The following is a 21,374-nucleotide window of genomic DNA, read 5'->3' on the forward strand; positions in this document are numbered from 1 at the left end:
TCCCCCCGGGGGCCGCCCCCCCGGCCGGTTGTTTGGTGGGGTCCGCGCATGCGAACCCAACGATGGCGTGAGCTGCGGGATGTTGGGTTCGCTGTCGCGAACCCAACCTACGTCTGGAATCTCAGCAGTCGAGAGTGTTGGTCCGCTCCCACTCCGTCAGGTGGCGGCTGTACTCGTTCCAGTCCCTGGTCCGCAGCTTGACATAGGAGTCGACCAGGGCGTCGCCGAGGCCGGCGCGCAGGACCTTCGACCGGTCCAGCCCGCGCAGGGCATCGAGCAGGTTGAGCGGCAGGCGCTTGGCGGTCTTCGGCGCCTTGTGGCCGTCCCGGTACATGTCGATATCCAGCGGCCTGCCCGGGTCGCGCGCCGCCGCGATGCCGTCGAGCCCGGCGGCCAGCAGCGCCGCCGGCATCAGGTAGGGGTTGGCGGCACCGTCGGCGAGGCGGAACTCGAAGCGCCCGCCCTCCGGCACCCGGATCAGATGGGTGCGGTTGTTGCCGGCATAGGTGACGGTGTTCGGCGACCAGGTGGCGCCGGAGACGGTGACCGGGGCGTTGATCCGCTTGTAGGAGTTCACGGTCGGGTTGGTGATGGCGCACAGCGCCTCGGCCGAATGGATCACGCCGCCGATGAACTGGTAGGCGATCCTGGAGATGCCGAGCCCGTCCGTCGCATCCTCGAACAGGTTGCGCCCGTCCTTCCACAGCGAGACATGGGCGTGGCAGCCGCTGCCGGTCAGGTTCAGGAACGGCTTCGGCATGAAGGTGGCGCGCAGCCCGTGCTTCTCGGCGATGGTCCTGACCATGTATTTGAAGAAGGCGTGCCGGTCGGCCGTGACCAGGACGTCGTCATAGCTCCAGTTCATCTCGAACTGGCCGTTCCCGTCCTCGTGGTCGTTCTGGTAGGGCAGCCAGCCGAGCTCGAGCATGCCGTCGCAGATCTCGGTGATGACCTCGTAGCGCCGCATCAAGGCGAGCTGGTCGTAGCAGGGCTTGGCCGCGGTGTCGGCGCCGTCGCCGATCGCACCACCGTCCGCCGTCAGCAGGAAGAACTCGCATTCGACGCCGGTCTTCATCGCGTAGCCCTGCCCGGCCGCGGCGGCGACCACGCGCTTCAGCACGGCGCGCGGCGCCTGCTCCAGCGGCTTGCCATGCATGTACAGGTCCGCCGCCAGCCAGCCGACCTCCTTCTTCCACGGCATCTGGATCAGGCTCGTCGGATCGGGGACGGCGAACAGGTCCGGATCGGCCGGGGTGAGGTCGAGCCAGCTGGCGAAACCGGCGAAGCCGGCGCCGTTCTTCGCCATCGCCGTGATCGCCTCGGCCGGCACCAGCTTGGCGCGCATGACGCCGAACAGGTCGACATAGGAGATCAGGAAGTAGCGGATGCCCCGCTTCCGCGCCTCGGCCAGCAGGTCGACCGCCGGCCCCGCCTCCTCCGCCCTGCGCCGCCCGCGCCGGGGCCGCGCGCCCTCCGTCCCGTCACCCTGCCGCGCCTCCAGAACCAGATCCGACATGCTGCTGCTCCCGTTTGGTGCCCCGGTGCCGGCCGGGCCGGTCTTGCGGGGAAATCGATGTTGCTCCTCCCTGTCCCGCGCCGTCGGGCCGGGCCTCAGCCGCTGCCGGGGATCCAGCTGGTGCCCGCCAGCGGCACCTGCGCCATCGCCGCCGCCTCGACCGTCAGCGCGACCAGGTCCTCGGGCTCCAGATTGTGCAGATGCGACTTGCCGCAGGCCCGGGCGATGGTCTGGGCCTCCAGCGTCAGCACCGACAGGTAGTTGGCCAGGCGGCGGCCGCCCAGCACCGGGTCGAACCGCGCCGCCAGATCGGGGTCCTGGGTGGTGATGCCGGCCGGGTCGCGCCCGTCCTGCCAGTCGTCGTAGCAGCCGGGGACCGTGCCCAGCGCCGCATACTCCGCGGCGAAGGCCGGGTCGTTGTCGCCCAGCGCGATCAGGGCGGCGGTGCCGATGGCGACCGCATCGGCGCCCAGCGCCAGCGCCTTGGCGACGTCGGCGCCGTTGCGGATGCCGCCGGAGACGATCAGCTGCACCTTGCGGTGCAGCCCGAGGTCCTGCAGCGCCTTCACCGCCGGCCGGATCGCCGCCAGGATCGGCAGGCCGACATTCTCGATGAACACCTCCTGCGTCGCCGCGGTCCCGCCCTGCATGCCGTCCAGCACCACGACGTCGGCCCCGGACTTCACCGCCAGCGCCGTGTCGTAATACGGCCGCGAGGCACCGACCTTGACGTAGATCGGCTTCTGCCAGTCGGTGATCTCGCGGATCTCCTCGATCTTGATCTCCAGGTCGTCCGGCCCGGTCCAGTCCGGGTGCCGGCAGGCGGAGCGCTGGTCGATCCCGGCCGGCAGGGTGCGCATGCCGGCGACGCGCTCGGAGATCTTCTGGCCCAGGAGCATGCCGCCGCCGCCCGGCTTGGCGCCCTGGCCGATCACGATCTCGACCGCATCCGCCGCCCGCAGGTCGTCCGGGTTCATGCCGTAGCGCGACGGCAGCAGCTGATAGACCAGGGTCTCGGAATGGCCCCGCTCCTCCCGCGTCATGCCGCCGTCGCCGGTGGTGGTGGAGGTGCCCATGATCGTGGCGCCGCGACCCAGCGCCTCCTTGGCCGGTCCGGACAGCGCGCCGAAGCTCATCCCCGCGATCGTCACCGGGATCTTCAGATGGATCGGCTTCTGGGCATGGCGGGTGCCGAGCCAGACATCGGTGCCGCATCTCTCGCGGTAGCCTTCGAGCGGGTATCGGCTGATCGAGGCGCCGAGGAACAGCAGGTCGTCGAAATGCGGCAGCCGCCGCTTGGCGCCGAAGCCGCGGATGTCGTAGATGCCGGTGGCGGCGGCGCGGCGGATCTCCGACAGGGTGTAGTCGTCGAAGGTCGCGGAGGGCCGCGGCACGGTGCGGGGCCGGTGCTGGTCCATCAATAGGCCCCCGCATTGTCGGTGTGGAAATGATAGAGCTGCCGGGCCGAGCCGTAGCGCCGGAACTCCGACGGGTCGACCTCGCCGTCGAAACCGGCACGGCGCAGCAGCGCGTGCAGCTGCTGCCGGTGGCGGTCCTCGACCGGCTTCTCGACGCAGTCGGCGCCCAGGCTCTTCACGCTGCCGCGGACATAGAGCCTGGCCTCGTAGATCGAATCCCCCAGCGCCTCGCCGGCGTCGCCGAACACCACCAGCGTGCCGGCCTGGGCCATGAAGGCGCTCATGTGCCCGACCGAGCCGCCGACCACGATGTCGACGCCCTTCATCGAGATGCCGCAGCGTGCCGAGGCGTTGCCGTCGATGCGCAGCAGGCCGCCGCGGCCGGTGGCGCCGGCCGACTGGCTGGCGTCACCGCGGACATGGACCAGGCCGGACATGATGTTTTCGGCCACGCCGGTGCCGGCATTGCCGTGCACCAGCACCGTCGCTCGGCTGTTCATGCCGGCGCAGTAGTAGCCGACCGGCCCCTGCACCTCGACCGTCACCGGTGCGTCCAGCCCGACCGCGACGGCGTGCCGCCCGTCCGGGTTGGTCACCGTCCAATGGGTCTCGTTGGTGTCGGGCGACAGCCGGTGCAGGGCGGCGTTCAGCTCGCGCAGCGGCGTGGCCCGGAGATCGATGACGGGCATCAGCGCTCCCAGAAATAGACGGTGGCGGGTTCCGGCTCCCACAGCCTTGCGGCGCCGATGCCGGGCAGGTCGGCCAGCGCCCGGTACTCCGAGCCGAAGGCGACGTAGCGGTCGGTCTCGGCCATGATCGCCGGCTTGCAGGCGATGCCGTCGCGCAGCACGCCGAAGCCGGTCTCGGTGCCGACCACGAAGGTGTAGAAGCCGTCGAGATCGGCCAGGCCGGCCTGCAGCGCCTCGCCCAGCGACATGCCGGTGCGCATCCGCCAGGTCAGGTAGCCGGCGGCGACCTCGGTGTCGTTCTCGGTCTCGAAGCCGATGCCCTCGCGCCGCAGGTTGCGGCGGACGCCGTTGTGGTTGGACAGCGAGCCGTTGTGCACCAGGCATTGATCGGCGCCGGTGGAATAAGGATGGGCGCCGTCGGTGGTCACCGCCGATTCCGTGGCCATGCGGGTGTGGCCGATGGCGTGGCTGCCGCGCATGGCGGCGAGGCCGAAGCGCTCCGCCACCCGCTCCGGCCAGCCGACCTCCTTGTACAGCTCCATGCGGCGGCCGCGGCCGACCAGGTCGATCTCCGGCGCTTCGCGGCCGAGCCAGGCGATTGCCGCATCGGCCTGCCCCGCCTCGACGCCGACGACGGCATGGGTGTCGCGGATCTCGATCGCGGCCCCGCCCGGGACGGCATCTCCAAGCCGGCGGCCGACGTCCTCGAAGTCGGTGCCGGCCGGACCGCGCAGGGTCAGCTTGATCCGGCCCGGCGCGGCGTCGCCATAGACGGCGAAGCCGGCGCTGTCCGGGCCGCGGTCGCACATGGTGGCGAGCATGCCGGCGGTCAGCTCGCCCAAGGCGGGCTCCAGCGTCCGGTCCTTCAGGAACAGTCCGACGATGCCGCACATGGGCCGCACCCTTCATCCGTCATATCCGATGAACGGATGCTACGGCGCCGGCCTCCTGGCCGTCAACTACGAAGAAATCAATTTTCCTGACAGGAAACTCATTCCCGCGGATAGATGATGATCGAGAGATAGGTCATCGGCCGCTCGATCAGCTCCTCCGGCCCGTGCGGGGCCGCGGCGTCGAAGAACAGGGCGTCGCCCGGCCCCATCGGATAGACCTTGTCGGCGTGGCGGTAGGTCAGCCGGCCGCTGAGCATGTAGATGAACTCGATGCCCTCGTGCTGGAACATCGCGTAGGGCTCGGCCGTCTCCGACAGGGTGATCAGGTACGGCTCGCAGACGATGTCGCCCGACAGCGAATGGCCCAGCAGCTCGTATCGATGCCCGGCCTTGGTGCCGCGGCGCTCGATCGCCACCCCCTGCCCGGCCCGGACGTAGGAGCAGTCGCGCCGCTCCTCGAAATCGGCGAAGAAGCTGGTCAGCGGGGCGTTCAGCGCCCGCGCCAGCGCCTGCAGCGTCGACAGCGAGGGCGAGATGCCCCCGTTCTCGATCTTCGACAGCATGCCCGGCGACAGCCCGGCCTCGGCGGCGAGCTCGGCGGCGGTGATCTGCAGCCGCTGGCGCAGGGTGCGGATCTTGCGCCCGATCGCCGCTTCGAGCGACAGCGGCTGCGTCGCCGGCGCGTTCGAGCCGGTGGCCAGCGGCGCGTCCTCGGCCGGTGTCGCCGTCCCGGGAATGGCGCGGGGCTTGCCGTCCGCCCGGGGCGCCCTGGCCCGCGTCGCTGTCTTCGCCATGTTCGCTCTCTCTACGCGGGACCTTGGTCCGCCATGGCGTTACAGCATCGCAAGCGGACCGCGCCGCGTCCAGCCGGTCACATATGCGACGGCAGATAGGTGGCGAGGCCGGGGAAGCCCATCAGCACGAACACCATCAGCACCATGATGAAGAACATCGGCAGCGCCGCGCGCGCGATCGTCCCCAGCCCGTGCCGGGTCATGCCCTGCAGCACGAACAGGTTGAACCCGACCGGCGGTGTGATCTGCGCCATCTCGACCACGACGACGACGAAGATGCCGAACCAGATCACGTCGATCCCGGCCTGGCGGATCATCGGCTCGACGATCGCCATGGTCAGGACGACGGAGGAGATGCCGTCCAGGAAGCAGCCGAGAATGATGTAGAACACCAGCAGCGCCAGGATCAGCTCGGTCGGCGACAGGCCCAGGCCCTGGATCCAGACGGCCAGATTGCGCGGCAGGCCGGTGAAGCCCATGGCCAGCGACAGGCAGGCCGACCCCGCCAGGATCAGGGCGATCATGGCGGAGATCACGGTCGCGCTCTCCAGCCCCTCGATGAAGCTGCGCCAGCTCAGCGTCTTCTGCCAGGCGGCGACGCCGAGCGCGCCGAGCACGCCGAAGGCCGCGGCCTCGGTCGCGGTCGCGGCGCCGGAGTACATCGACCCGATGACCAGGAGGACGAGGAGGACGACCGGCAGCAGGTGCCGCCCCTCGCGGATCTTCTCGACGAAGCTGGTGCGCGGCTCGGCCGGCACCTCGCCGGGGCGCAAGAGCCCCCAGCCGACGACGTAGAGCGTGAACATGCCGGCCAGGACGAGGCCCGGGATCACGCCGGCGATGAACAGCTTGGAGATCGATTCGTTGATCGAGACGCCGTAGACGATCAGCGTCAGCGACGGCGGGATCATCAGCCCCAGCGTGGCCGCGCCGGCCAGGGTGCCGATGATCATCCGCTCGGGATAGCCGCGGCGTCGCAGCTCCGGGATCGACATGCGGCCGACCGTCATCAGCGTGGCGGCGGAGGAACCGGAGACCGCGGCGAAGACGGTGCAGCCGACGATGTTGGTGTGCAGAAGCCGCCCCGGCAGCCGCGCCAGCCAGGGCGACAGGCCGCGGAACAGGCTTTCCGACAGCCGGGTGCGGAACAGGATCTCGCCCATCCAGATGAACAGCGGCAGGGCGGTCAGCGACCAGCTGGCGGCCGAGCTCCAGATCGTGGTCGCGAGCGCGGGCCCGGCCGCGCGGCTGGTGAACAGCTCCATGCCGATATAGGCGACGCCGAGCAGCCCGAGGCCGATCCAGACGCCGGAGCCGAGCAGCAGGAACAGCGCGAGGAGCAGGATGGCGGTGGCGGTGATTTGGTCCATGGCCTCGGCCCGGTCTCCGGAGGTGATGGTCTCAGTCGGACGATCAGATCTCGCGCTGGCTTTCCTCGCCCTCCTGGACCCCGGCGCTGCCGGTGAGGAGCAGGGAGACCAGCCCGTCGAGCATCGCGATCGCGAAGATCACGGCGCCGGCCGCCATGGCCAGCTGCGGGATCCACAACGGCGTCGCATCCTGGCCCTGGCTGACGTCGTGCAGCTTGTAGGACCAGCGCACCATCGCGACCGAATACCAGGCGAAGTAGCAGCCGAGCGCCGAGCCGATGGCCCAGCACCAGAGCTCGCCCCAGCGCCGCCGGGACCCGAGCGCGGCGAGCAGCAGCCCGACCCGGATATGGGCGCCGCGCCGCAGCGCCAGGGCCAGCGCCAGGAACGACGACGACGCCAGCAGATAGGAGGCGTATTCGGTGCCGCCGCCGAACTGCAGCCCGAGCCAGCGCGCCGCCATCACCGCGACGATGACCACCAGCAGCGCCAGCAGGGACAGCGCGGCCAGCATCCCCGCCGCGAGATACAGCGCGTCGAGCAGGCGCCGGAGGATGCGGCCCGCCGAGGCCGGCCGGGCGGCCGTCGGCTGCGCCGTCACTTCGCGGCCTTGTAGGCGTCGACGATCGCCTGGCCCTCCGGACCGGCCTTGGCCAGCCATTCCTGGGTCATGGTGTCGCCGATCTTCAAGAGCTCGGCCCGCCAGGAATCCCCCGGCTTCTCGACTTTCATGCCGTTGGCGGCGAGCTGCCCGACGGTGAAGTCGGTGTACTGCACCGCCCGCCAGTAGCCCGCATATTCGGCGAGGGAGGCGCAGCCGCGGATGCCGGCGCGGGTGGCGTCGTCCAGCCCGTCCCAAGTGTCCTTATTGGCGAAGACATAGTTGCGGGGCAGCCAGGCATCGACCGTGTAGAAGTTCGACAGCTGCTCCCACACCTTGCGGTCATAGCCGGTTGCGCCGGAGGACAGGAAGGATTCGACCACGCCGGTGGCCAGCGCCTGCGGCAGCTCCGCCTCCTCGATCTGCACCGGGTTCAGGCCGGCCAGCTCGGCGAAGCGGGCGGTGGCGGCGTTGTAGGCGCGGAACTTCAGGCCCTTGATGTCGGCGTTCGACGTGACCGCCTTCTTGAAATAGAGCCCCTGCGGCGGCCAGGGCACGGAATAGAGGAGCACCAGGTTCTCGCCGTCCAGGATCTTCTCGACCACCGGCTTGGTCACCCGCCAGAGCTTCGTCGAATCCGCGAAGGAGCCGACGAGGAACGGGATCGAGTCGACGCCGAAGATCGGGTTCTCGTTCTGATGGGCGGAGATCAGCCTTTCGCCGATCGGCGCCTGGCCGGTCTGCACCGCGCGCTTGATGTCGTTGCCCTTGAACAGCGAGCCGGAGGGGTGGACGACGATGTCGATCGCCCCGGCCGTCGCCTCCTTGACGCAGGCGGCGAAGGCCTGCGCCGTGCCGGTGTGGAAGTTGCTCTCGGTATAGGCCGTGGGCATGTCCCAGGTCTCGGCCATGGCCGGGCCGGCCGTCAGCACGACGGCGGCGCCGAAGGCCGCAAGCCGAATCCCGAATCCGCGACGATGCGCCCCCATTCTCGTCCCCCTGTCCGGTTTGTTGACGGTCCGCCGCCCCGCTCGATGACGAGGTCGCCGATGGTCGGACGTCCTATTGAAACCTTAGCGGTGATTCAGGTTTCGAACGGAAGCAAATTCGTTCCTACTCGAAACGATCGCGTCCTCGGCGTGCGAGGCGGCGTGGCGACGACGGAGACGGCGGAATGACGGAGCGGGGCGGCAAGGCGGTGTACGGCGCCTGCATCGGCATCCTGATGCTCGAGGCGCGCTTCCCGCGCGTGCCGGGCGACATGGGCAACGGCCTGACCTGGCCGTTCCCGGTGCAGTACCGGGTCGTGCCCGACGCCTCGCCCGACCGGGTGGTGCGCCGGCGGGCCGAGGGTCTGCTGCCCGCCTTCATTGCCGCGGCGCATGACCTGGTTCGCCACGGCGCCGACGCCATCACCACCAATTGCGGTTTCCTGTCCCTGTTCCAGGACGAGATCGCCGCCGCGGTCGGCGTGCCGGTCGCCACCTCCTCGCTGATGCAGGTGCCGCTGATACAGCGGACCCTGCCGCCGTCGCGCCGCGTCGGCATCCTGACCATCTCGCGCGCGGCCCTGACCGAGGACCATCTGCGGGCCGCGGGCGTCGATCCGTCGACGCCGGTGATGGGCACCGAGGGCGGGCGCGAATTCACCCGCGCCATCCTCGGCAACGAGCCGGAGCTGGATGTCGAGGCGGCACGGGCCGACAATGTCGAGGCGGCGCTCGCCTTGGCCGCGGCGCATCCGGATCTCGGCGCCATCGTGCTCGAATGCACCAACATGATCCCCTACGCCGCCGATATCCGCCGCGCCACGGGGCTGCCGGTGTTCTCGATCCACACCCTGGTCTCCTGGCTCCACGCCGCGGTCCTGCCGCGCCGCTTCGATACCCGGCTGGACGACGTGCGGCCTTAGGTTTCGACCGTGCAGCCGAACTCCGCCGCCGAGGCTTCGAGCCAGCGCCAGAGGCTGCCGGCGAAGCTGCGATAGATTGCGACCTCGTAGCTCGGCCGGTCGTCGAGCTGCCAGAGCTGGGCGCCGATATGGGCGATCATGGTCACCGCGGCGTCGCCCGGGGCGAAGGCGCGCGGATGCAGGTCGAGGCCGACGCCCTTGATCAGCGCGTCGCGGGCGCGCGGGCCGGAAACGCGCAGCACGGCGAGGCCGTCGCTCTGGTCGCTCACGGCCGCGAAGGCGCCGATGGCGTCCGAAAGCTCGCGCGCAAGGTCGCGGCCGTCCTCGGCCACCGCCAGCCATTGGCCGGGGCCGGACCAGATGACGGCGAGGCCGCCCTGCGCCACCCGCTTCGGCGTTGTCGGCAAATCCAGGCCATAACGGGCGCGGATCGCGGCGGCGAGATCACCGGCCCGGCTCTTGCGGGCGATCAGCTTCGCCATCGTGAAATCGTCGCGCGGGCGAACAATGACGCCGGGCTCGCCCTCGGTGCGGCCGGACCGGCCGGGGAGGCCGATGAAGGCGGAGCGGGGGGTGAGGTCAGGCACGCAGGCGCTCCCCTTCCGGGTCGTGGAACACGGGCGACACCACCTCGACCGCCACCTCCTCGCCGCGCACCGGGTCGCAGGCGCGGAGGGTCTCGCCGATCCGCGCCGGGCCGCCGGACAGCAGGCCGAGCCCGATCCAGTGGCCCAGGGCCGGCGAGAAGGCGACCGAGGTCATGTGGCCCTGGTCGTTGGCGGCGGTGGCCGCCGCGCCGTCCGGGATGAAATGCGCCCCGGCCCTGAGCCGCCGCGCCCGGTCGACCGGGCGGAAGCCGACCAGGGCCGGCCGCGACGGGTCCGCCAGCCCCGGCCGCCCGGCCAGGACCCGGCCGATATAGTCCTTCTTCGTCGACATCATCCGGCCGAGGCCGAGATCGGCGGCGGTGGTCTGGCCGTTCAGCTCGTTGCCGGCGGCATGGCCCTTCTCGATCCGCATCACGCCCAGCGCCTCGGTGCCGTAGGGGACGACGTCGAGATCGGCGCCCGCCTGCATCAGCCGGCGCACCAGCGCGTCGCCGTAGCGCGCCGGCACCGCGACCTCATAGGCCAGCTCGCCGGAGAAGGAGATGCGGAACAGCCGCGCGGCGACGCCGCCGCAGACCGTCAGCTCCGCCGCGGCGAGATAGGGGAAGGCCTCGTTGCCGATGTCGAAGGGCGCATCGACGATCCGGGCCAGCAGCGCGCGGGCCTGGGGTCCGGCCACCGAGAATTGTGCCCATTGGTCGCTGACCGAGGCGAACTGCACGTCGAGCTCCGGCCACAGGCATTGGTGGCAGAACTCCATGTGCTGAAACACCTTCGCGGCATTGGCCGTGGTGGTGGTGACCAGGAACCGGTCGTCGGCCAGCCGCGAGGTGGTGCCGTCATCCATGACGATGCCGTCCTCGCGCAGCATCAGCCCGTAGCGCGCCTTGCCGACCGGCAGGGTGGTCCAGGTGTTGATGTACAGCCGGTTCAGGAACTCCGCCGCATCGGCGCCCTGCAGGTCGATCTTGCCGAGGGTGGAGACGTCGCAGAAGCCGACGGCGGAGCGGACCTGCCGCACCTCGCGGCTGACCGTCTCCAGCCAGTCCTTTTCGCCGGGCTTTGGGAAGTACTGGGCGCGCAGCCAGGCCCCGGCCTCGACGAACACCGCCCCCTGCTCCGCCGCCCAGTCGTGCGACGGCGTCAGCCTTGTCGGGCGGAAGTCGCGGCCGCGGGCATGGCCGGCGAAGGCGCCCAGCGACACCGGGGTATAGGGCGGGCGGAAGCGGGTGGTGCCGACCGCCTCGACGTCGCGGGCGGTGATCTCGGCCATGATGCCGATGGCGTTGACGTTCGAGGTCTTGCCCTGGTCGGTCGCCATGCCGAGGGTGGTGTAGCGCTTGAGATGCTCGACCGCGCGGAAGCCCTCGCGCTCGGCCAGCTCGATGTCCTTGTCGGTGACGTCGTTCTGCAGGTCGACGAAGCGCTTGCCGCCGCCCTTGACCCGCCAGAGGGGGCTGACGCCGGTCGGCTCCGGCGCTGTTTCGGGTGGGTCGAAAGTGCCGCCATCGAAGCCGCTATCTCGCGCCGCCTCGGCCCCGGCCCGGCCGCCGCCGGCGAGGCAGCCGGCCAGATCGAACATCCCGGCGGCGCTGCCGATCACGGTCATGCCAACGGGGAGGTCGCCCGGGACGAAGGCGGCGAGATCGGCGTTCCAGGCGGGACGGCCGCCGAGATGCGAGGTCAGGTGGACGTTGGGGCTGAAGCCGCCGGACATCGCCAGCAGGTCGCAGGGCAGCGTCGAAGGCCGGCCCGCCGCATCGCGGACCTCGACCGCGTGCAGGCCGCGCGCGCCGCCGATCGCCCGCGTCACCACCGCGCCGGCCAGGAGCCGCGTGCCGGCCTGCGCCAGCGTCGATCCCGGCCTTGCGTCGACGATCGCCTCCACCGCCACCCCGGCGGCGGCGAGGTCGGCGGCCACGGCACCGGCGGTGTCGTTGTTGGCGAAGACCACGGCGCGGCGGCCCGGTGCCACGGCGTAGCGGTTGAGATAGGTCCGGACCGCGCCGGCCAGCATCACGCCCGGCCGGTCGTTGTCGCCGAACACCAGCGGCCGCTCCAGGCTGCCCGCCGCCAGCACGCAGCGCTTCGCCACGATGCGCCACAGGCGCTGGCGCGACGCATGCGGCTCGGGCACCGGCAGGTGGTCGCCGACCCGCTCGACCGCGCCATAGGTGCCGTGGTCGAACACGCAGAACACCGTGGTCCGGCGCAGGACCTGAACCTCCGGCAGGTTCGCCAGCCCCGCCTCCGCTGCGACGGCCCAATCCGGCGCCGCCTGGTCGCCCACCGTGCGGCGTTCGGACAGCAGGCTGCCGCCGAGCCGGGCGCCCTCGTCGCACAGGATCACCCGCGCGCCGGACCGGCCCGCGGCCAGCGCCGCCGCCAGCCCGGCCGGGCCGGCGCCGACCACCAGCACGTCGCAGTGGATCGTCGCCTTCTCGTAATGGTCCGGGTCCGGCGCGGTGGCGGCGCGGCCGAGGCCGGCGGCGCGGCGGATCAGCGGCTCGTATACCTTTTCCCAGAACCGGGCCGGCCACATGAAGGTCTTGTAGTAGAAGCCGGCGGCGAAGACCGGGGCCAGCCACCCGTTCACCGCCATCAGGTCGAAGCCGAGCGACGGCCAGCGGTTCTGGCTGTCCGCCTCCAGCCCGTCGAACAGCTCGACCATGGTGGCGCGGCTGTTCGGCTCCCGCCGCGCGCCGCGGCGCAGCTCGACCAGCGCGTTCGGCTCCTCCGACCCGGCCGAGAGGATGCCGCGCGGGCGGTGATACTTGAACGACCGTCCGGTCAATCCGACGCCGTTGGCCAGCAGGGCCGAAGCCAGGGTATCGCCCGGATGGCCCGCGAGCTCGCGCCCGTCGAAGCGGAAGTGCAGCGTCGCCGAGCGGTCGATCAGCCCGCCGGAAGGGAGGCGGAAACCGCTCATACCTGCCCTCCCCGGCTCCGGGCGTCGACGGCGCCGAGGATGCGGTGGTCGCGGGTGTCGCGGGTCACCACCAGCCAGGAGCGGCAGCCGCCGCCGTGATACCAGTATTCGGCCAGCGCCCCGGCCGGGTTGTCGCGGCGATAGGCGTAGTCGACGAAGGCATCGATGCCGGCGTCGGGCGCCGGCCGCTGCACCGTGGCGTCGCCGAGATAGCTGAACTCCTCCGCCGCGCGCTCGCCGCAATGGGGACAGGGGATCCGCATGCTCGTGTCCTCAGTGCAGGTTCGGCTGGGCGCCGACACCCTTCTCGTCGATCAGGTGGCCGGTGGCGAAGCGGTCCAGCCGATAGGCCGCGTTCAGCGCATGCGGCGCGTCATGGGCGATGGTGTGGGCGAAGCACCAGCCGGAGGCCGGCGTCGCCTTGAACCCGCCATAGCACCAGCCGGCGTTGAGGTAGAGGCCGCGGACCGGCGTCTTGTCGATGATCGGGCTGCCGTCCATCGACATGTCCATCAGCCCGCCCCATTGCCGCAAGAGGCGCAGCCGGCCGAGCGCCGGCAGGATCGCGAGGCCGCCTTCGACCACGTCCTCGACCACGGGGAGGTTGCCGCGCTGGGCGTAGGAGTTGTAGCCGTCGATGTCGCCGCCGAAGACGAGGCCGCCCTTGTCGGACTGGCTGACGTAGAAATGCCCGGCGCCGAAGGTGATGACGCCGTCGACCAGCGGCTTCAGCCCTTCCGACACGAAGGCCTGCAGCACATGGCTCTCGATCGGCAGCTTGAGCCCGGCGAGGGCCGCGACGCGGGAGGAGTTGCCGGCGCAGGCCAGCCCGACCTTGCCGGCGCGGATGCGGCCGCGACTGGTCTCGACCCCGACCACGGCGCCGTCCTCGACCGCAATGCCGGTGACCTCGCAGTTCTGGATGATGTCGACGCCGTGGGCATCGGCGGCGCGGGCATAGCCCCAGGCGACGGCATCGTGCCGCACCGTGCCGCCGCGGCGCTGCAGCAGGCCGCCCTGGATCGGGAAGCGGGCATTGTCGAAGTCGAGCAGCGGCACCAGCGCCCGCACCTGCTCGCGGTCGAGCAGCTCGGCATCGACGCCGTGCAGCCGCATGGCGTTGCCGCGCCGGGCATAGGCGTCGCGCTGGGCGTCGGAATGGAACAGGTTCAACACGCCGCGCTGGCTGACCATGGCGTTGTAGTTCAGGTCCTGCTCCAGCCCCTCCCACAGCTTCATCGACCATTCGTAGAACGGGATGTTGCCGGGCAGCAGGTAGTTGGAGCGGATGATGGTGGTGTTGCGGCCGACATTGCCGCCGCCGATCCAGCCCTTCTCCAGCACCGCGACGCGGGTGATGCCGTGCTCCTTGGCCAGGTAATGGGCCGTGGCCAGGCCGTGCCCGCCGCCGCCGACGATGATGACGTCGTAGTCCGGCTTCGGCGCGGCGTCGCGCCAGGCCGGCGTCCAGCCCTTCTGGCCCCTGAGGGCCTGGCCCAGCACCGAGAAGATCGAATAGCGCACGCGGCCTCCGGCTTTGGATCGCCTGCAGTATCCGGCAGGCTCGAATCGCGTTTTGCCTCAGCGCGCCATCGGCATGTCCCAACGGGACAAGCGGCTCAGCCTTCCCGCTCCTTCGCCGGAGGATGGCCGAAGCGGGTGCGGTAGCTGCGCGAGAAATGGCTGGCGCTGACGAAACCGCAGGCCAGCGCCACCTCGGTCACCGACAGCGTGGTCTGGCGCAGATGCCGCCGCGCCGCCCGCAGCCGCAGGTCGAGGTAATGCTCCGCCAGGCTGCGGCCGAGCCGGGCGCGGAACAGCCGTTCGAGCTGCCGCAGCGACAGGCCGGCGATCTCCGCCAGCTCCGGCCGCGACAGCGGCTCCTCGATCCGCTGCTCCATCGTCGACAGCGCGGCCAGGAGGCCGGGATGGCTGACGCCGAAGCGCCGGCGCGGGTCCAGCCGCTGCGGGTCGTCGCCATGGCGCAGCTGGGTGTGCATGAACCAGTCGGCTACGGCGGCGGCCAGCGCCGGGCCGTCGCGCCGGCCGATCAGGGCATGCATCAAATCGAGTGCCGCGATGCCGCCGGAGCAGGTCAGCCGGCCGCGGTCGATCTCGAACAGATGGCCGCTCGGCTCCAGCTCCGGGAAGTTTTCGGCGAAGGCGGCGTGATGGTCCCAGTGCAGGGTGAAGCGGTGGCCGTCCAGCACCCCGGCCCGGGCCAGCAGGTAGGGGCCGCCGGAGACCGCGCCCAGGGCCGTGCCGTGCCGCGCCAGGTCGCGCAGCCGCGCCAGGGTCGGCGGATGGTCGAAGCCCTCGACCCCGGTGCCGGCGCAGACCATCAGCAGGTCGGCCTCGGCCACCGCCTCCGGCGGCCGGTCCGGCGCGATGGCGATGCCGTTGGAGGCGCGCACCGGCTGCCCGTCCGGGCTGAAATGCAGCCAGCGGTAGCGGTCCTGCCCGCCCAGCAGGTTGGCGGCGCGCAGCGGCTCGATCGCCGCGGCATAGGGCATCAGCGGGAAGTTCGGGATCAGCAGGAAGCCGACCGTGTACGCCCGCTCCATCCGCATTCCTCTTCCTGGCCGCCCGCGCGAGGGGACGCGATCAACTGCTCCGGGTCAAGCCTCGGCTTGCATGCTTCTTGCTAGGCGAGCCGCGCCGTCTCACTCTCCGACAGCGGGACGTCCCGTGGTCCAGCCGAGGCAGGAGCGCCCGTGTCCATCGTCGCCGCCCTTCACCACGTCACCCGCTACCGCTACGACCGCCCGGTGGCGCTCGGCCCCCAGGTGGTCCGGCTGCGCCCGGCGCCGCATTCCCGCACCCGGATCCCGAGCTACTCGCTGAAGGTCACGCCGGCGAAGCATTTCGTGAACTGGCAGCAGGACCCGCACGGCAACTGGCTGGCCCGGCTGGTGTTCCCGGAGAAGGCGGCGGAGTTCGCGGTCGAGGTCGACCTGACGGCCGAGATGACCGTCATCAACCCCTTCGACTTCTTCATCGAGCCATACGCCGAGACCATCCCCTTCGCCTATCCGGAGGGGCTGCGGGCCGAGCTGGCGCCCTATCTGGAGACGGAGCCCGCGGGGCCGCGCCTGGCCGATTTCGTGGCGGCGCTGCCTCAGGAAGAGGCACGCACCATCGACTTCCTGGTCGAGCTCAACGCCCGGCTGCAGCGCGACATCCGCTATCTGGTCCGGATGGAGCCCGGAGTGCAGGAGCCGGAGGAGACGCTGGCGCTGGCCTCCGGCTCCTGCCGCGATTCCGCCTGGCTGCTGGTGCAGGTGCTGCGCCGGATCGGGCTGGCCGCCCGCTTCGTCTCCGGCTACCTGATCCAGCTCAAGGCCGACATCGACCCGCTGGACGGTCCGAAGGGTACCGACAAGGACTTCACCGACCTGCACGCCTGGGCCGAGGTGTACATTCCCGGTGCCGGCTGGATCGGCCTCGACCCGACCTCCGGCCTGTTGTGCGGCGAGGGCCACATCCCGCTGGCGGCGACGCCGCATTACCGCTCCGCCGCGCCGATCAGCGGCGTGGTCGAGCCGGCGGAGGTGAGCTTCGATTTCGCGATGGAGGTGTCGCGCATCGTCGAGCCGATCCGCATCACCAAGCCCTTCTCGGACGAAGCCTGGCAGGCCCTGGACCGGCTGGGCGAGCAGGTCGATTCCGACCTCGCGGCGCAGGATGTCCGCCTGACCATGGGCGGCGAGCCGACCTTCGTCTCGATCGACGACTTCGAGTCGCCGGAATGGAACACCGCCGCGGTCGGCCCGACCAAGCGCGGCTTCGCCGACGACCTGATCCGGCGGCTGCGCACCCGCTTCGCCCCGGGCGGGATGCTGCATTACGGCCAGGGCAAATGGTATCCGGGCGAAAGCCTGCCGCGCTGGGCCTTCGCCCTCTATTGGCGGCGCGACGGCAAGCCGGTCTGGCGCGACCCGGATCTGATCGCGGCCGAGGCTCCGCCCGCGGAGGCAGCCGGCGCCGCCGAGGCGGAGCGCCTGGCCGAGGGCGTCGCCGAACGGCTCGGCCTCGCCGGCTACGTCGTGCCGGCCTATGAGGACCCGGCGCATTGGCTGCTGAAGGAGAGCGGCCTGCCGGCCAATGTCGACCTGCGGGACCCGAAGATCGCGGATCCGGAGGAGCGCGCCCGGATGGTCCGCACCTTCGACCGCGGCCTCGCCACCCCCACCGGCTACGTCCTGCCGGTGCAGCGCTGGAACGCCAAGGCCGGCGGACGCTGGATCAGCGAGCGCTGGGCCCTGCGCCGCGGCCGGCTATTCCTGGTCCCGGGCGACTCCCCGGTCGGGCTCCGCCTGCCGCTGAACGCGCTGCCCTGGGTGCCGCAGTCGGCCTATCCGACCGTCGTGCCGCAGGACCCGTTCGACGAGCGCCCGCCGCTGCCGAATTTCCACCAGCCGCGCCGGGCGGCGGCCGCGGGCGGCGACGCGGCGCCACCGGACACCGTCCCCCAGCGCGAAACGGCGGTCGAGGGCGTGGTCCGCACCGCGCTGAGCATCGAGCCCAGGGACGGCGTGCTGTTCGTGTTCATGCCGCCGGTCGAGCGGCTGGAGGACTATCTCGAGTTGCTGGCCGAGATCGAGGCGACGGCCGAGGCGACGGGCCTTCCGGTCCAGATCGAGGGCTACCCGCCGCCGAACGACCCGCGGCTGCAGGTGATCAAGGTGACGCCCGATCCCGGCGTGATCGAGGTCAACGTCCACCCCGCCGCCTCCTGGCGTGAGGCGGTCGAGATCACCGCCGGCCTGTACGAGGACGCGCGGCAGACGCGGCTGGGCACCGACAGGTTCATGACCGACGGCCGCCACATCGGCACCGGCGGCGGCAACCATGTCGTGCTCGGCGGCGTCACCCCGGCGGATTCACCCTTCCTGCGCCGCCCCGACCTGCTGAAGAGCCTGGTGCTGTACTGGCAGCGCCACCCGGCCCTGTCCACCCTGTTCTCCGGCCTGTTCATCGGCCCGACCAGCCAGGCGCCGCGGGTGGACGAGGCCCGGCACGATTCGCTGTACGAACTCGAGATCGCCCTGGCCCAGGTGCCGCCGCCCGAGGCCGGCCCCCTGCCGCTGTGGCTGGTCGACCGGCTGTTCCGCAACCTCCTGGTCGACGTCACCGGCAACACCCACCGCACCGAGATCTGCATCGACAAGCTGTATTCGCCGGACGGGCCGACCGGCCGCCTCGGCCTGGTCGAGTTCCGATCCTTCGAGATGCCGCCGGACGCCCGCATGAGCCTGGCCCAACAGCTGCTGCTGCGGGCCCTGATCGCCTGGTTCTGGCGCGAGCCGCAGCAGGGCGGGCTGGTGCGCTGGGGCACCGCGCTGCACGACCGCTTCATGCTGCCGCACTTCGTCTGGCAGGACATGCTCGGCGTGCTGTCCGACCTGCGGCGTGCCGGCTATGGCTTCGATCCGGACTGGTTCGAGGCCCAGCGCGAGTTCCGCTTCCCGATCCTCGGCCGGGTCGAGCGCGGCGGCGTGGCGCTGGAGCTGCGCCAGGCGCTGGAGCCATGGCACGTGCTGGGCGAGGAAGGGTCGGCCGGCGGCACCGTCCGTTACGTCGACAGCTCGGTCGAACGGCTTCAGATCCAGGCCCGGGGCGTTGTCCCCGGCCGCCACATCGTCGCCTGCAACGGCCGACGCCTGCCGATGACGGGCACCGGCACATCGGGCGAGGCGGTGGCGGGACTCCGCTTCAAGGCCTGGCAGCCGGCCAGCGGGCTGCACCCGACGATCCCGGTCCACGCCCCGCTGACCTTCGACGTGATCGATGCCTGGAACGGCCGGTCTCTGGGCGGCTTCGTCTACCATGCCGCCCATCCCGGCGGCCGGAGTTACGACACATTTCCGATAAATTCGTACGAAGCCGAAGCGCGACGGCTCGCGCGCTTCCAGGATCACGGGCATACTCCGGGGCCGATGGCATTGCCGCCCGAAGAACGAACGAGCGAATTCCCGTTGACCCTCGATCTCAGGACACCCATTGGCCGGTGAAGCTTCGCTGCGCGCCGGGGAGGATATGATGACGGCCCGGACCGCGGCCCGGCGCCTGCAGGGCTGGATCGCCGGCTACACCCCCCTGCCCGGCGTGCCGGACGAGCTGATCGGCCCGGACGGGACGCCGCGCGCCTATTGGCGGGACTTCCTCGACGTCATGGCCAGGCTGGCGCCGGAGGAGGCCGAGCGCCGCTTCGCCGCGGCGGACCGGCACATCCGCGACACCGGCGTGTCCTATCGCGTGCATGGCGAGGCCAGCGAGCGGTCCTGGCCGCTGAGCCGCGTGCCGCTCCTGGTCTCGGCGGCGGAGTGGCGCGAGATCGAGGCCGGCGTGATCCAGCGGGCCGAGCTGCTGGAGACCGTGCTGCGCGACCTCTACGGCGACGGAAGGCTGGTGGCGGAGGGCGCCCTGCCCGCCGCGGCGGTCGCCGGCAGCCCGGACTTCCTGCGGCCGCTGCACGGCGTGGCGCCGCCGGGCGGACGGTTCATGCACCTCTATGCCGCCGATCTGGGTCGCGGCCCGGACGGACGCTGGTGGGTGCTGAACGACCGCACCCAGGCGCCGTCCGGCGCCGGCTACGCGCTGGAGAACCGGCTGATCCTGTCGCGCGCGCTGCCGGCGCTGTACCACGAGATGAATGTCGAGCGGCTGGCCCCGTTCTTCGGCGCGCTGCGCGCCGGGCTGGCGGCGGTGGCGGACCGGTCCGATCCCCGCATCTGCCTGCTGAGCTCCGGCCGCTACAGCGAGACCTATTTCGAGCAGGCGCACCTGGCCCGCTATCTCGGCCTGATGCTGGTCGAGGGCGACGACCTGGTGCTGCATGAGGGGCGGATCCATGTCCGCACCATCGCCGGGCTGAAGCGCGCCGACGTGCTGTGGCGCCGGGTTGATGCCGATTTCTGCGACCCGCTGGAGCTCAACACATCCTCGCGGCTGGGCGTGCCGGGCCTCCTGGAGGCGATCCGCGGCGGCCAGGTGGTGGTCGCCAACATGCCCGGCACCGGGCTGGCCGAAGCGCGGATCCTGCTGAGCTTCCTGCCGGCGCTGTGCCGCCGCCTGCGCGGCGAGGATCTGCGGCTTCCGAACGTCGCCACCTGGTGGTGCGGCCAGCCGCAGGAGCGCGAGACGGTGCTGGCCGCCCTGCCCGAGCTGGCGGTCGCGGCCGCCTTCGCCGCCAATGTCCCCGGCTTCCCGGGGCAGCCCTCGGTGCTCGGCGCCGAGACGCCGCAGCGGGCGCGGCTGGAGGCGGCGATCCGGACCCGGCCGGTCGATTATGTCGGGCAGGAGGTGGCGCGGCTGTCGACCACGCCGGCCTGGCAGGACGGCAGGCTGGTGCCGCGGCCCTTCGTGCTGCGCGTCTTCGCCGCCGCGACGCCGGATGGCTGGAAGGTGATGCCGGGCGGGTTCTGCCGCATCTCCAACCAGTTGGACGCGCGCGCGGTGTCGATGGGTCAGGGAGTGCAGACGGCGGATGTCTGGATCCTGGCCGACCGGCCGGTCGAGGCCACCTCGCTGCTGCCGCGGCAGGACCGCGTGCCGATCCGCCGGATCGCCGGCAACCTGCCGAGCCACGCCGCCGACAACCTGTTCTGGTTCGGCCGCTATCTCGAGCGCGCCGAGGCGACGCTGCGGCTGGTGCGGCGGCTGTGCTCAAGCCTGGTCGAGGCCGATCCCGCCATCCATGGCAGCGGCCAGACGCTCGACCGGCTGCAGAAGCTGCTGGTGGCCTGGGGCGCCGTGCCGCGGCCGAAGCCGGGCGACAGCGCCAGCGCCGTCGCCGCCGCGGCCCTGAACCAGGCCGAGAATTACGGCGCCGCGATCTCGCTGGTGCGCTCCGCCCGCCGCGCCTCCTCCGGCATCCGCGAGCGGCTGTCGGCCGATTCCTGGCCGCTCCTGGCCGAGCTGGAGGAGCGGCTGGGCCAGCCCGGCGAGGCCGAGCTGCCGGAGGGCGAGACCTTCCACCGCGCCGACCGGGCGCTGCATGTGATCGCCGCCCTGTCCGGCCTGGCGCAGGAGAACATGAACCAGGTCGCCGGCTGGCGCTTCCTCGACATGGGCCGGCGGATCGAGCGCGGCATCAACACCTGCCGCTTCGCCCGCTGCCTGGCCGACGCCGACACCACCATCGACGATCTCGACGCGCTGCTGGACCTGGTGGATTCCCAGATCAGCTACCGGTCGCGCTACGTCATCGGGCCGGCCCCGGCGCCGGTGCGCGATATGGTGGTGCTGGACCCCTACAACCCGCGGGCGGTCGCCTTCCAGGCCGAGCGGCTGCTGGAGCACCTGAAGGCCCTGCCGTCCCTGCGCGAGGACGGCATGCCGGAGGCGCCGCTGCGGCTGGCCACCATCATCGCCGGCACCCTGTCGGCGGCCCAGGCCGAAGCCCTGGACAACGTCCAGGTCCTGGGCCTCGAGCAGAAGCTGATGCAGCTGTCCGAGGCGATCGCCGACCGCTATTTCCTGCAGGGCAGGAACGCCGTGCGGCCCGAGAAGCTGGCGGGGCTGTATTGATGCAATTGAGTGAAGAGAATGAACTGCCCTTCAATTTCCTGTCGTTGCCGGGCTTGACCCGGCAATCCAGAGGATGTCGACAATTTCTGGATGCCCGGGTCAAGCCCGGGCA

16 protein-coding genes are annotated in these 21,374 nt (G+C 71.3%); 3 read left to right on the plus strand and 13 right to left on the minus strand.

Features of this window, described 5'->3' with window-relative positions; all coding sequences use genetic code 11:
* Positions 1-121: 121 nt before the first annotated feature.
* The 8 genes from glnT to ACFW16_RS00095 all read right to left on the minus strand — a co-directional run bounded on the left by glnT (position 122) and on the right by ACFW16_RS00095 (position 8,270).
* The gene (glnT, locus tag ACFW16_RS00060; protein ID WP_380300580.1) at positions 122-1,516 is read right to left on the minus strand and encodes a type III glutamate--ammonia ligase; all 1,395 of its coding nucleotides are present in this window, start codon (positions 1,514-1,516) and stop codon (positions 122-124) included.
* A gap of 95 nt (positions 1,517-1,611) precedes the next feature.
* The gene (locus ACFW16_RS00065; RefSeq protein WP_380300582.1) at positions 1,612-2,934 is read right to left on the minus strand and encodes an FMN-binding glutamate synthase family protein; all 1,323 of its coding nucleotides are present in this window, start codon (positions 2,932-2,934) and stop codon (positions 1,612-1,614) included.
* Positions 2,934-3,623, minus strand: coding sequence for a protein glxC (locus ACFW16_RS00070; protein ID WP_380300584.1), 690 nt, complete (start codon positions 3,621-3,623; stop codon positions 2,934-2,936). The genes ACFW16_RS00065 and ACFW16_RS00070 overlap by 1 nt, the downstream gene beginning before the upstream one ends.
* Positions 3,623-4,516, minus strand: a complete 894-nt coding sequence (locus ACFW16_RS00075; RefSeq protein ID WP_380300586.1) for a glutamine amidotransferase family protein — start codon at positions 4,514-4,516, stop codon at positions 3,623-3,625. Before ACFW16_RS00075 ends, ACFW16_RS00070 begins: the two co-directional genes overlap by 1 nt.
* A gap of 98 nt (positions 4,517-4,614) precedes the next feature.
* Positions 4,615-5,310, minus strand: a complete 696-nt coding sequence (locus ACFW16_RS00080) for a helix-turn-helix domain-containing protein (RefSeq protein WP_380300588.1) — start codon at positions 5,308-5,310, stop codon at positions 4,615-4,617.
* A 77-nt stretch (positions 5,311-5,387) separates the two neighbouring features.
* On the minus strand, positions 5,388-6,680 hold the full coding sequence (locus ACFW16_RS00085; protein ID WP_380300589.1) for a TRAP transporter large permease: 1,293 nt from the start codon (positions 6,678-6,680) through the stop codon (positions 5,388-5,390).
* Positions 6,681-6,723: 43 nt separating this feature from the next.
* Positions 6,724-7,281: a TRAP transporter small permease gene (locus ACFW16_RS00090; protein WP_380300591.1), complete on the minus strand. Its 558-nt coding sequence runs from the start codon at positions 7,279-7,281 to the stop codon at positions 6,724-6,726.
* Positions 7,278-8,270, minus strand: coding sequence for a TRAP transporter substrate-binding protein (locus ACFW16_RS00095; protein WP_380300592.1), 993 nt, complete (start codon positions 8,268-8,270; stop codon positions 7,278-7,280). Before ACFW16_RS00095 ends, ACFW16_RS00090 begins: the two co-directional genes overlap by 4 nt.
* Positions 8,271-8,455: 185 nt before the next feature.
* Here ACFW16_RS00095 and ACFW16_RS00100 point away from each other — a divergent pair, with 185 nt between their 5' ends.
* Positions 8,456-9,193 carry an aspartate/glutamate racemase family protein gene (locus tag ACFW16_RS00100; RefSeq protein WP_380300594.1) on the plus strand — a complete coding sequence of 246 codons (738 nt, stop codon included), beginning with the start codon at positions 8,456-8,458 and terminating at the stop codon, positions 9,191-9,193.
* Here ACFW16_RS00100 and ACFW16_RS00105 read toward each other — a convergent pair.
* From ACFW16_RS00105 to ACFW16_RS00125, 5 genes are all read right to left on the minus strand, one after another.
* Positions 9,190-9,780 carry a sarcosine oxidase subunit gamma gene (locus ACFW16_RS00105; RefSeq protein ID WP_380300596.1) on the minus strand — a complete coding sequence of 197 codons (591 nt, stop codon included), beginning with the start codon at positions 9,778-9,780 and terminating at the stop codon, positions 9,190-9,192. The genes ACFW16_RS00100 and ACFW16_RS00105 overlap by 4 nt on opposite strands.
* Complete coding sequence (locus tag ACFW16_RS00110) at positions 9,773-12,730, minus strand: sarcosine oxidase subunit alpha family protein (protein WP_380300598.1); 2,958 nt, start codon at positions 12,728-12,730, stop codon at positions 9,773-9,775. The genes ACFW16_RS00105 and ACFW16_RS00110 overlap by 8 nt, the downstream gene beginning before the upstream one ends.
* Positions 12,727-12,993 (minus strand): sarcosine oxidase subunit delta, encoded by a 267-nt coding sequence (locus ACFW16_RS00115; protein WP_380300600.1) that lies wholly within the window; start codon positions 12,991-12,993, stop codon positions 12,727-12,729. The genes ACFW16_RS00110 and ACFW16_RS00115 overlap by 4 nt, the downstream gene beginning before the upstream one ends.
* Positions 12,994-13,003: 10 nt before the next feature.
* Positions 13,004-14,254, minus strand: coding sequence for a sarcosine oxidase subunit beta family protein (locus tag ACFW16_RS00120; protein WP_380300601.1), 1,251 nt, complete (start codon positions 14,252-14,254; stop codon positions 13,004-13,006).
* A gap of 95 nt (positions 14,255-14,349) precedes the next feature.
* A complete protein-coding gene (locus tag ACFW16_RS00125) occupies positions 14,350-15,294 on the minus strand; it encodes a GlxA family transcriptional regulator (protein WP_380300603.1) in 945 nt (314 codons plus the stop codon).
* 150 nt (positions 15,295-15,444) lie between these two features.
* Between ACFW16_RS00125 and ACFW16_RS00130 the strand changes: the two genes are divergently transcribed.
* Together ACFW16_RS00130 and ACFW16_RS00135 are read left to right on the plus strand one after the other, a co-directional pair.
* Positions 15,445-18,744, plus strand: a complete 3,300-nt coding sequence (locus ACFW16_RS00130; RefSeq protein ID WP_380300605.1) for a DUF2126 domain-containing protein — start codon at positions 15,445-15,447, stop codon at positions 18,742-18,744.
* A 28-nt stretch (positions 18,745-18,772) separates the two neighbouring features.
* Positions 18,773-21,262, plus strand: coding sequence for a circularly permuted type 2 ATP-grasp protein (locus ACFW16_RS00135; protein WP_380300607.1), 2,490 nt, complete (start codon positions 18,773-18,775; stop codon positions 21,260-21,262).
* The last annotated feature ends 112 nt before the right edge of the window (positions 21,263-21,374 follow it).

Origin of the sequence: Inquilinus sp. NPDC058860, from assembly GCF_042743185.1 — a bacterium.
Taxonomy (GTDB): Bacteria; Pseudomonadota; Alphaproteobacteria; order DSM-16000; family Inquilinaceae; genus Inquilinus.

Excerpts from the sequence above, each read along its gene's own strand:
- ACFW16_RS00065 (WP_380300582.1), bottom strand. The coding sequence starts at position 2,934 with ATGGACCAGCACCGGCCCCGCACCGTGCCGCGGCCCTCCGCGACCTTC.
- ACFW16_RS00125 (WP_380300603.1), bottom strand. The coding sequence starts at position 15,294 with ATGGAGCGGGCGTACACGGTCGGCTTCCTGCTGATCCCGAACTTCCCG.
- ACFW16_RS00095 (WP_380300592.1), bottom strand. The coding sequence starts at position 8,270 with ATGGGGGCGCATCGTCGCGGATTCGGGATTCGGCTTGCGGCCTTCGGC.
- ACFW16_RS00110 (WP_380300598.1), bottom strand. The coding sequence starts at position 12,730 with ATGAGCGGTTTCCGCCTCCCTTCCGGCGGGCTGATCGACCGCTCGGCG.
- ACFW16_RS00100 (WP_380300594.1), top strand. The coding sequence starts at position 8,456 with ATGACGGAGCGGGGCGGCAAGGCGGTGTACGGCGCCTGCATCGGCATC.
- ACFW16_RS00075 (WP_380300586.1), bottom strand. The coding sequence starts at position 4,516 with ATGTGCGGCATCGTCGGACTGTTCCTGAAGGACCGGACGCTGGAGCCC.
- ACFW16_RS00135 (WP_380300607.1), top strand. The coding sequence starts at position 18,773 with ATGACGGCCCGGACCGCGGCCCGGCGCCTGCAGGGCTGGATCGCCGGC.
- ACFW16_RS00115 (WP_380300600.1), bottom strand. The coding sequence starts at position 12,993 with ATGCGGATCCCCTGTCCCCATTGCGGCGAGCGCGCGGCGGAGGAGTTC.
- ACFW16_RS00085 (WP_380300589.1), bottom strand. The coding sequence starts at position 6,680 with ATGGACCAAATCACCGCCACCGCCATCCTGCTCCTCGCGCTGTTCCTG.
- ACFW16_RS00080 (WP_380300588.1), bottom strand. The coding sequence starts at position 5,310 with ATGGCGAAGACAGCGACGCGGGCCAGGGCGCCCCGGGCGGACGGCAAG.
- glnT (WP_380300580.1), bottom strand. The coding sequence starts at position 1,516 with ATGTCGGATCTGGTTCTGGAGGCGCGGCAGGGTGACGGGACGGAGGGC.
- ACFW16_RS00070 (WP_380300584.1), bottom strand. The coding sequence starts at position 3,623 with ATGCCCGTCATCGATCTCCGGGCCACGCCGCTGCGCGAGCTGAACGCC.